This window comes from Pseudomonas sp. Xaverov 259 (assembly GCF_019352915.1).
GTDB lineage: Bacteria > Pseudomonadota > Gammaproteobacteria > Pseudomonadales > Pseudomonadaceae > Aquipseudomonas.
In genome coordinates this window covers 17,009-27,502 of record NZ_JAAAFV010000002.1, presented here as the reverse complement: position 1 = coordinate 27,502, position 10,494 = coordinate 17,009, and the positions used below count along the sequence as shown (strand labels likewise).

At 60.7% G+C, this 10,494-nt stretch carries 6 protein-coding genes; 4 read left to right on the top strand and 2 right to left on the bottom strand.

All coding sequences use genetic code 11. The features are described from left to right. Positions 1-9: 9 nt before the first annotated feature. Both K0H48_RS00295 and K0H48_RS00290 read right to left on the bottom strand, forming a co-directional pair. Positions 10-2,064 (bottom strand): prolyl oligopeptidase family protein, encoded by a 2,055-nt coding sequence (locus tag K0H48_RS00295; RefSeq protein WP_219265598.1) that lies wholly within the window; start codon positions 2,062-2,064, stop codon positions 10-12. A 42-nt stretch (positions 2,065-2,106) separates the two neighbouring features. After that, positions 2,107-3,018, bottom strand: coding sequence for a LysR family transcriptional regulator (locus tag K0H48_RS00290; protein ID WP_219265596.1), 912 nt, complete (start codon positions 3,016-3,018; stop codon positions 2,107-2,109). Between the two features lie 114 nt (positions 3,019-3,132). Here K0H48_RS00290 and K0H48_RS00285 point away from each other — a divergent pair, with 114 nt between their 5' ends. The 4 genes from K0H48_RS00285 (at position 3,133) to K0H48_RS00270 (ending at position 10,427) form a co-directional block, all read left to right on the top strand. Next, positions 3,133-4,347, top strand: a complete 1,215-nt coding sequence (locus tag K0H48_RS00285; protein WP_219265594.1) for an MFS transporter — start codon at positions 3,133-3,135, stop codon at positions 4,345-4,347. Positions 4,348-4,578: 231 nt separating this feature from the next. Continuing rightward, on the top strand, positions 4,579-5,820 hold the full coding sequence (gene mexE, locus K0H48_RS00280; protein ID WP_176992254.1) for a multidrug efflux RND transporter periplasmic adaptor subunit MexE: 1,242 nt from the start codon (positions 4,579-4,581) through the stop codon (positions 5,818-5,820). Positions 5,821-5,835: 15 nt separating this feature from the next. Continuing rightward, a complete protein-coding gene (locus K0H48_RS00275) occupies positions 5,836-9,015 on the top strand; it encodes an efflux RND transporter permease subunit (protein WP_219265592.1) in 3,180 nt (1,059 codons plus the stop codon). After that, positions 9,012-10,427: an efflux transporter outer membrane subunit gene (locus K0H48_RS00270; RefSeq protein WP_219265590.1), complete on the top strand. Its 1,416-nt coding sequence runs from the start codon at positions 9,012-9,014 to the stop codon at positions 10,425-10,427. Before K0H48_RS00275 ends, K0H48_RS00270 begins: the two co-directional genes overlap by 4 nt. Positions 10,428-10,494: the final 67 nt, after the last annotated feature.

The following is a 10,494-nucleotide window of genomic DNA, read 5'->3' as shown; positions in this document are numbered from 1 at the left end:
GAGCGCCGGTCAGCCGCGACCGGCGCTCAAGCGCTCCCACAAAAAGCCGTAGACCAGCGCTTTCATGTACGCACTCTGGGCATTGTCCGCCGCGCCGCCGTGGCCACCTTCGATGTTTTCGTAGTAGGTCACGTCCTGGCCGGCATCGATCATCTTGGCCGCAAGCTTGCGGGCATGGGCCGGGTGTACGCGGTCATCGCGGGTCGAGGTGGTGAACAGCACCGGCGGGTAGGTCTTGGCCGGGTCGAACAGGTGGTAGGGTGAAAACGTCTGGATGTAGGCCCATTCTTCAGGCACGTCCGGGTTGCCGTACTCTTCCATCCATGAGGCGCCTGCCAGCAAATGGTGATAGCGCTGCATGTCGAGCAACGGCACCTGGACGACCACGGCCCCGAACAGCTCGGGGAATTGGGTGAGCATATTGCCGGTCAACAGGCCGCCATTGCTGCCACCTTGCACGGCCAAGTGCCGGGGCGCGGTGATGTTGCGGCTGATCAGGTCTTGCGCCACTGCGGCGAAATCCTCATAGGCGCGTGAGCGATTGTGCTTGAGCGCCGCCTGATGCCAACGCGGGCCGTATTCGCCGCCGCCGCGAATATTCGCCACGGCATACACGCCGCCTTTGGACAGCCAGGCGCGGCCCAGGCCGCCGGAATACTCCGGGCACAGCGACACTTCAAAGCCGCCGTAACCGTAGAGCAAGGTCGGCGCGTTGGCGGTGTACGGCAAGCCCTGTTCGTGCACCAGGAAATACGGCACGCGGGTGCCATCTTTGGACACGGCAAAATGCTGTTCAACCACATGCCGGCTCGCATCGAAGAACGCCGGCATGGCTTTGAGCACTTCGGGTTGGGCGCCAAGCTCAACCAGCGACAGCGTGACCGGCGTGAGGAAGCCGCGCGTGACCATCCACACGGCGTCGCTGTCATCGCTGTCGACGGCACTCACGTCCACGGTCGCCATCGCCGGTGCGCCGATAAATGCGCTGCGTGCCCAGCCTTGTGCGCCGGGCGTCAGCACGCTGAGGCGGTTTCTGACGTCCTCCAGCACATTGAGTACCAAGTGGTTGCGGGTCCAGTCCATGCCTGCCAGCGAAGTAGTCTGCGATGGCTCGAACAGCACGTCAAAATCCCGCGCACCAGCCATGAACCGTGCAAAGTCGATGGCCAGCAACGAGCCGGCCGCATAGCCGTCACCTACCGTCCAATCATCCCGCAATTGCAGGAGCAACCAGTCTTTGTGTACCGACTTGTCGGCCGAGTTCGGCGCGTCGATTTTGCTCAGCGTGCCATCCTGGGCGCGCAGGTACAGTTCATTGTTGTAGAACGCCAGGGTGCGGCTGACAAAATCACGCTCATAGCCCGGCGTGCTGTCGTGCATCGCGGCGATATACATATCGTCGTGCGCGCCTTCGTAGACAACGCTGGCAGCACTCAACGGCGTCCCGCGCAGCCATTGCTTGACGATGCGCGGGTACCCCGAGCGGGTCATGCTGTCTGCACCGAAGTCGGTAAACACGTACACGTTGTCGTGGTCGATCCAACCCAGCCCGCCCTTGGATTCGGGCAGCTCGAAGCCACCCTTGACCCAGGCTTTTTCGACCAGGTCGAATTCGCGCGTGACACTCGCGTCTGCGCCGCCACGGGAGAGTGCGACCAAGGCGCGTTGATAGCCTGGGTACAAGCAGTCGGCGCCATGCCAGACCCAATTTTCGTCTTCCAGTGCATTCAACGCGTCGATATCCAGCACGGTTTCCCAGGCCGGTTGCGCCTTGCGATATTCCGCCAGCGTGGTGCGCCGCCATAGGCCGCGAGGGTGGGCGGCGTCGACCCAGAAGTTGTAATAGTGGGCGCCGATCTTTTCCACGTAGGGGATATTGCTGTCCGAATCGAGCACTGCCAGCAGGTCAGCTTGCAATGCTTTGAAGGGCGTGGATTCGGCGAGCCGTGCGTGGGTCTTGAGGTTCTGCGCGCGCACCCAGTCCAGCGCTTGTGGGCTATCGACTTGTTCAAGCCAAAGGTAAGGATCGTCGCCCGTGGAAGGCGGTGTAGGTAGGTCTGGCATGGTCGAATCCTGTCAAAAATCGGTGCGGAAAATCGATGAGTGTCACTCAGCCGCGCCCAACCCTGCAACCAGCACCTCCACTAGCGCGCGCACCTTGGGCAGCGCGTAGCGGTTTTTGACCCAGGCCACGCTGATGCCCATGCCGACACTGGCCAAGTGCGGCAAGACTTGCACCAGCGAACCGTCCTGCAAGTGTTGCTCAACCAGCCAGGACGGCATTTGTGCGATACCACAGCCGGCCAGCGCGGCCAACTTGAGCCCGTCGCCATGGCCGATCACCAGTTGCGGTTGCCTGTGGCTGTGCAGTGTCGCGCCGTGTTCGCCAACGTGCCGCCAGGGGCTGACGCGGCCATCGCCCCAGCCGTAGGCAATGCACTGATGCCGTTCAAGGTCACCCTCGGACTGCGGCATACCGTGGCGGGCGAGATACGCAGGGGATGCACACAGCACATGCCACTCGCGCGAGAGTAACCGGTGCTCTACCGTCTCCGGCCAGGCCGGGGCGTCGCCGATGCGCACGACGATATCCACGCCTTCCTTAAGCGGATCGACAGAGCCATCGGAGAAGGAAATGTGCGGGGTCAGCAATGGATGCGTGTGCAGCCACGGCAGCAGGATCGGTAGCACCTGCGCCTGGCCAAAGGCACCGGGCAGGTCAATGCGCACACGCCCACGCAGTTCCGTGTTTTCAGCCTGCAGTGCCCATTCGGCTTCTTCCAGGTCGGCTAATACGCCGGTGCAGGTGCGCAGATACCCAACACCTGCATCCGTCAGCGCTAACCTGCGGGTGGTGCGCTGGAACAGTCGAGCTCCCAGGCGAGTCTCCAGGCGCGCAATGCTTTTGCTCACGGCCGAAGCGGTCAGGTTCATTTTCTCGGCGGTCGCCGTAAAGCTGCCGTACTGCGCGACACAGACAAATACATCGATGCCCTTGAGGCGCTCTGAGGAAAACATGCACAGTCCTTATTCATGAATTGAGTTCCTGTATCTCAATAAAAACCATCCTAAATCAGAACTCAGTTCAAACGTAAGCTGCTTCCACGCTTATAAATGCACGATGAGGCTCGAATGCTGGCCACGCTGAAACACTACCCCGCCACCCTTAACCTACTCTTGAGTGCCACACTGATACTGACACTCGCCCGCGCTATCACCCTGCCCTACCTGGTCATTTACTTATCAGGCCACTTTGGCTTGAGAATCGCCGATATCGGCCTGGTGATCGGCAGCACACTGATCATCGGCTCGCTGCTGAGCCTGTATGGCGGTTTCCTGGTGGACCGGATGAGCAGTTATCGGCTTATCCTGCTGTTCTGCGGCGTCTTCACCCTGGGCTTTCTCGGTGCGTCTATCGCGCCCGCGCTCTGGTTGTTCTACCTGTGCCTGGTGGCGGTGAACCTGGCGTATGCGGTGATCGATATCGCGGTAAAAGCCGGGTTTGGCAGCCTGCTTCCCATTGAACAGCGCAGTGAAGCGTTTTCGATCAAATACACGCTGACCAATATCGGTTATGCCGTCGGGCCGTTCCTTGGCGCGGGCTTGGCCGCTGTGGATTCCAGCCTGCCGTTTCTTATCTCAGCCGGGCTTGGCGCCGGGTTCTGGTTGGCCTACTGCGTATGGGGCGATAAGTGTTTGCAGACTTCCCAAGCAAACCAGCCACCCGTGGCGTTCCTGGCCGTGGGCACACTGCTGCTGCGCGACTACCGCCTGGTGTGCTTTACCCTCGGCGGACTGCTGAGTGCCGTGGTGTTCGGCCAGTTCACGGCCTACCTCTCGCAGTACTTGATCGTCACGACCACGCCTCAGGAGACTTATCGGATCATCAGCACGATTGTGGCCACCAATGCCCTGACGGTGATCAGCTTGCAATACAGCCTCGGCAAACGGATTTCCCCGCGTTGCCTGAACCGATGGCTGGCCGTAGGGCTCAGCCTGTTTGTCGTCGGCCTGGGCGGGTTTGCGCTGTCGACCACGCTGCTGATGTGGGTGCTGTCCATGGTGATTTTCACCCTTGGCGAAATCATCGTGTTCCCGGCCGAATACATGTTCATCGACAACATCGCGCCCAATCATCTGCGCGGCATGTATTACGCCGCGCAGAACCTGAGCAATGTCGGCGCGGCGTTGGGACCGGCGTTGTGTGGGTGGGTGTTGGCGACGCAGCCGGCGTACAGCATGTTTTATATGTTGGTGGTTTTTGTTGTGGCGGGCGGGTTGATGTACGTTTTGGGCGGGCTGATTGGCAGGCCGCGTGGCAACCTGGCGCCACCGGCAGACGGTTGAGCCTGCTGCAGGGCACCGACAGTGGCCTGTGAGCGTGGTTCCTTGCAGGCTACGCAATACACTTTTGCCATCAAGCCCATTGATAGCTCCCTAACGAAACCGCCATTCTAGGGGGCTCGTCTCTCGCTTATATCATTCCGAATGATAGTTACCTTTGTTTCATTCGATTCGTGACATAGCACCTCGCCGCGCATGATCCGCCCATCTCAAATACATTGGCGGATGCACCTCATGGAACAGTCACTCAAACACTTGCGCTTCCCCTTGGCGATTTTGGCCGTGGTGGTGATGAGCGCCTGCGGCAAGACCCCGGATCAAGCGGCCGCCATGCCCCCGGCGAAAATCAGTGTGGCCAAGGTGCTGGAACAACCGGTCAACGAGTGGGACGAATTCACCGGACGCCTGGAAGCCCCGGAAACCGTGCAGATTCGTCCGCGCGTGTCCGGCCAGATCGATCAGGTGGCTTTCACCGAAGGCGCCTTGGTGAAGAAAGGCGACCTGCTGTTCCAGATCGACCCGCGTCCGTTCCAGGCTGAGGTGCGCCGCCTCGAAGCCCAGCTCGCACAAACCAAAGCCGCCGCCAGCCGCAGCGATAACGAAGCGCAACGTGGCGAACGCCTGCGCCAGAGCAATGCGATCTCCGCCGAACTGGCTGACTCGCGCACCACCGCCGCCCAGGAAGCCCGCGCCGCTGTCGCCGGGATCCAGGCGCAGTTGGACCTGGCCAAGCTGAACCTGAGTTTCACCCGCGTGACCTCGCCGATCAGTGGCCGCGTCAGCCGTGCCGAAATCACCGCCGGCAACCTGGTGACCGCCGACACCACGCCGCTGACCAGCGTGGTCTCCACCGACAAGGTCTACGCCTACTTCGACGCCGATGAGCGCGTGTACCTCAAGTACACCGAACTGGCCCGTGAAGGCCGCCGTGGCGCAACGACGCCTGTGTACCTGGGCCTGTCGAATGAAACCGGCAACCCGCATCTGGGCCAGATGAACTTTGTCGATAACCAGGTCAACCCGGCCACCGGCACCATTCGCGGCCGCGCCGTATTCGATAACAGCAAGGGCGAATACACCCCTGGCCTGTATGCCCGCTTGAAGCTGGTCGGCAGCGGCACTTACTCCGCCGTGTTGATTAACGACGAAGCGGTCGGTACCGACCTTGGCAAGAAGTTCGTGCTGGTGATGGACGGCGACAAGCCGGCTTATCGCTCGGTGGAACTGGGGCCGAAAATCGAAGGCCTGCGCATTGTGCGCAGCGGTTTGAACAAGGACGACACCATTGTCGTGAAGGGCTTGCAGCGCATTCGCCCGGGTTCGCCGGTTGCTCCGGAAACGATCCCGATGGCCAGCAAGGAAACCCTCGCCGCCTTGGCACAACAACGACAAGCGCTTGAAGCCAGCAACCTGGAGCAAGTGGCGCCGGATAAAGCCGCGCCCAAGCTCGCAGCCGTCGCGACTCCACGCGGTTAAGGGATACAACTCAAGATGAATTTTTCCAAGTTCTTCATTTCGCGACCGATCTTCGCAGCGGTGCTGTCGCTGTTGATCTTGATCGCCGGTGCGATCTCGCTGTTCCAACTGCCGATCAGCGAATACCCGGAAGTGGTGCCGCCGACTGTCGTGGTACGTGCCAACTTCCCGGGCGCCAACCCTAAAGTCATCGGTGAAACCGTGGCCGCTCCCTTGGAGCAAGCCATCACCGGCGTCGAGAACATGCTGTATATGTCCTCGCAGTCAACCGCCGACGGCAAGCTGACCCTGACCATCACCTTCGCCCTGGGCACCGACCTGGACAATGCGCAGGTACAGGTGCAAAACCGCGTGACGCGGACTCAGCCAAAGCTGCCTGAGGAAGTGACGCGCATCGGTATCACCGTGGACAAGGCTTCCCCTGACCTGACCATGGTGGTGCACATCACCTCCCCGGACCAGCGCTACAACATGCTCTACCTGTCCAACTACGCGATCCTCAATATCAAGGATGAGTTGGCACGGCTGGGCGGCGTGGGCGATGTGCAGTTGTTCGGCATGGGCGATTACTCCCTGCGTGTATGGCTGGACCCGAACAAGACCGCCTCGCGCAACCTGACCGCCACCGATGTGGTCACGGCGATTCGTGAACAGAACCGTCAGGTGGCGGCCGGTGCGCTGGGCGCGCAGCCTGCGCCTAACGACACCAGCTTCCAGCTTTCGGTCAATACTCAGGGCCGTCTGGTCACTGAAGAAGAGTTCGAAAACATCGTGATTCGGGCCGGCGACAACGGCGAAATCACGCGTCTCAAAGACATCGCGCGGGTGGAGCTGGGCTCCAGCCAATACGCTCTGCGGTCGCTGATTGATAACCAGCCTGCCGTCGCGATCCCGATCTTCCAGCGCCCTGGCTCCAACGCCATCGACATTTCCAATGAAGTGCGCGCCAAGATGGCGGAGCTGAAAAAGAGCTTCCCGGAAGGCATGGATTACCGCATTGCCTATGACCCGACAGTCTTCGTGCGCGGCTCCATCGAGGCGGTGGTTCACACCTTGTTCGAAGCACTGATTCTGGTAGTGCTGGTGGTGATCCTGTTCCTGCAAACCTGGCGTGCCTCGATCATTCCATTGGTGGCGGTGCCGGTATCGTTGATCGGTACCTTTGCGGTGATGCACTTGTTTGGCTTCTCGCTCAACGCGCTGTCACTGTTCGGATTGGTGTTGGCCATTGGTATCGTGGTGGACGATGCCATCGTGGTGGTGGAGAACGTCGAGCGGAATATCGAATTGGGACTGGAACCGTTCCCGGCCACTGAAAAGGCCATGAGCGAAGTGACTGGCCCGATCATCGCGACCGCATTGGTACTCTGTGCGGTGTTCATTCCGGCGGCCTTTATCAGCGGCTTGACCGGGCAGTTCTATAAGCAGTTCGCCTTGACCATTGCGATTTCCACGGTGATTTCGGCGTTCAACTCGCTGACCTTGTCGCCCGCACTGGCTGCGGTACTGCTTAAAAGTCATAACGCACCGAAGGACGGTTTCTCCAAGTTCCTCGACAAGATGCTGGGTGGCTGGTTGTTCAAACCGTTCAACCGCTTCTTTGACAAAGCCAGCCATGGTTATGTCGGCACCGTGCGCCGGGTGATTCGCGGCAGTGGTATCGCGCTGTTCCTGTACACCGGCCTGATGGTGCTGACCTGGCTGGGCTTTGCCCACACGCCGACCGGTTTCGTACCGGCCCAGGACAAGCAGTACCTGGTGGCCTTCGCGCAATTGCCGGACGCCGCCAGCCTGGACCGCACCGAAGACGTGATCAAACGCATGTCCGACATCGCCATGAAACAGCCCGGTGTGGAGAGCGCTATTGCCTTCCCCGGCTTGTCAATCAACGGGTTTACCAACAGCCCGAACAACGGCATCGTGTTCGTTACCTTGAAGCCGTTCGATGAGCGTAAAGACCCGAGCATGTCCGCCGGCGCAATTGCCGGGGCACTGAACGGTAAATACAGCAGCATCGAAGAAGCCTACATGGCGATCTTCCCACCGCCGCCGGTACAGGGCCTGGGTACGATCGGTGGGTTCCGCCTGCAAGTCGAAGACCGTGGCAACCTGGGTTATGACGAGCTGTACAAAGAAGTGCAGAACATCATCACCAAAAGCCGTGGCGTGCCTGAGTTGTTCGGCCTGTTCACCAGCTACACGGTCAACGTGCCACAGGTCGATGCCGCCATTGACCGCGAAAAGGCCAAGACCCACGGCGTAGCGATCAGCGACATCTTCGACACCCTGCAGATCTACCTGGGTTCGTTGTATGCCAACGACTTCAACCGCTTCGGGCGTACCTATCAGGTCAACGTGCAGGCCGAGCAAAAGTTCCGCCAGGATGAAGACCAGATCGGCCAGCTGAAAGTGCGCAACAACAAAGGCGAGATGATCCCGCTGGCGACCTTTATCAAGGTCAGCGACACCTCGGGGCCGGACCGTGTGATGCACTACAACGGCTTTATCACCGCCGAAATCAACGGCAACGCCGCACCGGGCTACAGCTCCGGCCAGGCACAGGCGGCGATTGAAAAGTTGCTGAAAGACGAACTGCCGAACGGCATGACCTACGAGTGGACCGACCTGACCTATCAGCAAATCCTCTCGGGTAACACCGCACTGTTCGTGTTCCCGCTCTGCGTACTGCTGGCGTTCCTGGTACTGGCCGCCCAATACGAAAGCTGGAGCCTGCCATTGGCGGTGATCCTGATCGTACCGATGACGCTGCTGTCGGCCATCACCGGGGTGATTATCTCCGGCGGCGACAACAACATCTTCACTCAGATCGGCCTGATTGTACTGGTGGGCCTGGCGTGTAAGAACGCGATTCTGATCGTCGAGTTTGCCAAGGATAAACAGCAGGAAGGTCTCGATCCGCTGGCTGCGGTACTCGAAGCTTGCCGCCTGCGTCTGCGGCCGATCCTGATGACCTCGTTCGCCTTCATCATGGGTGTGGTGCCCCTGGTGATGTCCAGCGGTGCCGGTGCCGAGATGCGTCATGCCATGGGCGTGGCGGTGTTCTCCGGGATGATCGGGGTGACCTTCTTCGGTCTGTTGCTGACGCCCGTGTTCTACGTCCTGATCCGTCGTTATGTGGAGCGCGGCGAAGCACGCAAAGCGGCCAAGGCCTTGAAGCTGGAGACACAGCAATGAGCGTGAAAGTATTTTTGCCGAGCTTGCTGGTACTGGCGCTGAGCGCCTGTGCCGTGGGCCCGGATTACAAAACCGAAAAATTGGAGGCGGCCAATATCACGGCCGCCGCCGACACCAAGAGCTATGACCACGCCCAGTACGAAGGCATCTGGTGGCAGCAGTTCGAGGACCCGACCCTCAACCAATTGGTTACCCAGTCGTTGAGCGGTAACCGCGACCTGCGTGTGGCGTTCGCCCGTCTGCGGGCGGCACGTGCCATCCGGGATGACGCCGCCAACGACATCATGCCGGTGGTCACCAGCCGCGTCAGCAGTGATGTGGGCAAAGGCCAGATCCCGGGCCAGACCACCCAGCGTGTCAACAGCGAGCGCTACGACCTGGGCCTGGACATGGCCTGGGAAGTCGACTTGTTCGGGCGTATCCGCCGCAACCTGGAGGCCAGCGACGCTGACCAACAGGTCGCCGAGGCCGACCTGTACCAACTGCAAGTCAGCATGATTGCCGAATTGGTCGACGCCTACGGCCAATTGCGCGGTGCGCAGCTGCGTGAACGTATCGCCCTGGACAACCTGAAGAACCAGCAGGAATCACGTACCATCACCGTCAGCCTGCGTGATGCGGGTGTTGGCGATCAGCTCGATGTGGAACGTGCCGACGCACGCCTGGCCGCCGTTGAAGCCAGCGTGCCGCAACTGCAAGCCGAGCAAGTGCGCGAGCGTAACCGCATCGCCACCCTCCTCGGCCAGCGCCCCGACAAGCTGAGCGTAGACCTGAGTCCCAAAGACCTGCCGGCCATTGCCAAGGCCTTGCCGATTGGCGACCCAGGCCAGTTATTGCAACGTCGCCCGGACATCCTCAGCGCCGAACGCAAATTGGCCGCCGCCACCGCGCGTATCGGCGTGGCCAAGGCCGACCTGTTCCCACGGGTCAGCCTCAGCGGCTTCCTCGGCTTTACCGCCGGGCGCGGTTCGCAAATTGGCTCGGCTGCCGCGAATGCCTGGTCCCTTGGCCCAAGCATCACCTGGGCCGCCTTTGACCTGGGCAGCGTACGCGCACGGTTGCGCGGTGCAAATGCCGAGGCCGATGGCGCCCTGGCAACCTACGAGCAGCAGGTATTGCTGGCACTGGAGGAATCGGAAAACGCCTTCAGTGATTACGGCAAGCGCCAGCAGCGCCTGGTGTCGCTAATCCGTCAAAGTGAGTCCAGCCGCGCCGCTGCCGATCTTGCCGCGATTCGTTACCGCGAAGGCACCGTCGACTTTCTGGTGCTGCTGGATGCGCAACGTGAGCGCTTGGCGGCTGAAGACTCCCAGGCCCAGGCTGAAGTGGACCTGTATCGCGGCATTGTTGCGATCTACAAGGCCTTGGGTGGTGGCTGGCAGCCGGACACGGTCGTAGCCAGCAGCAAGTGATGTAAAGAGCTCCTTTGGTTGGTCGCATCCAGCCAATTTTTAGCCCTGCGGCTCATTCGGTCGTGGG